The sequence below is a fragment of the Caenibacillus caldisaponilyticus genome, from assembly GCF_002003465.1.
Lineage (GTDB): Bacteria > Bacillota > Bacilli > Bacillales > Sporolactobacillaceae > Caenibacillus > Caenibacillus caldisaponilyticus.
Genome location: NZ_BDDQ01000162.1, coordinates 1 through 1,176 on the forward strand (window position 1 = coordinate 1; position 1,176 = coordinate 1,176).

Annotated in this window: 2 tRNA genes and 2 rRNA genes; all 4 read right to left on the bottom strand. The window is 56.0% G+C overall.

Annotated elements, in window-relative coordinates:
- Nucleotides 1-298, bottom strand: a 23S ribosomal RNA gene (locus tag CCB157_RS17855); the annotation flags it as partial.
- A 142-nt stretch (nt 299-440) separates the two neighbouring features.
- A tRNA-Ala gene (locus tag CCB157_RS17035) sits at nt 441-516 on the bottom strand.
- 23 nt (nt 517-539) lie between these two features.
- Nucleotides 540-616 (bottom strand) — tRNA-Ile (locus tag CCB157_RS17040).
- A gap of 102 nt (nt 617-718) precedes the next feature.
- A 16S ribosomal RNA gene (locus CCB157_RS17045) occupies nt 719-1,176 on the bottom strand; the annotation flags it as partial.

Below are 1,176 nucleotides of genomic sequence, written 5' to 3' on the forward strand. Positions count from 1 at the left end.
CCCCGACGCTCAAAAGAACGCCGGGTTTGGGCTCCTCCCGTTTCGCTCGCCGCTACTCAGGGAATCGCGTTTGCTTTCTTTTCCTCCGGGTACTAAGATGTTTCAGTTCCCCGGGTCTGCCCTCCGCACCCTATGGATTCAGGTGCGGATCCCGCCCGTTCAGGGCGGGGGGTTCCCCCATTCGGAGATCTCCGGATCAACGCCTACTTACGGCTCCCCGAAGCATATCGGTGTTCGTCCCGTCCTTCATCGGCTCCCGGTGCCAAGGCATCCACCGTGCGCTCTTACTCACTTAACCTGTGTGATGCTCGGACCTTCGTTATGCAGTTTTCAAGGTGCAACCAAACGCAACGCTCTGACACGAGACGTTTCGCTTGCATCCACTATGATATTTTGCGTAAAAACCCAACGAAAAGCAAGGGTTTTGCACAAAATGAAATTGGTGGAGCCTAGCGGGATCGAACCGCTGACCTCCTGCGTGCGATGCAGGCGCTCTCCCAGCTGAGCTAAGGCCCCATACCTATATGAAATGAGGGTTATGGTGGGCCTGAGTAGACTCGAACTACCGACCTCACGCTTATCAGGCGTGCGCTCTAACCGACTGAGCTACAGGCCCTCATTCACTAATATGACTTCTTGGAGTCTTGGAGAGATTTGCTCTCTCAAAACCAAACAAAAGCCTAAGCGCGCTTCCACGGATGTCTCTTTCATTCCTTAGAAAGGAGGTGATCCAGCCGCACCTTCCGATACGGCTACCTTGTTACGACTTCACCCCAATCATCTGCCCCACCTTCGGCGGCTGCCTCCCTTACGGGTTGGCGCACCGACTTCGGGTGTTGCAGACTCTCGTGGTGTGACGGGCGGTGTGTACAAGGCCCGGGAACGTATTCACCGCGGCATGCTGATCCGCGATTACTAGCGATTCCGGCTTCATGCAGGCGAGTTGCAGCCTGCAATCCGAACTGAGAGCGGCTTTTTGGGATTCGCTCCCCCTCGCGGGTTCGCAGCCCTTTGTACCGCCCATTGTAGCACGTGTGTAGCCCAGGTCATAAGGGGCATGATGATTTGACGTCATCCCCACCTTCCTCCGGTTTGTCACCGGCAGTCACGTTAGAGTGCCCAACTCAATGCTGGCAACTAACGTCAAGGGTTGCGCTCGTTGCGGGACTAACCCAA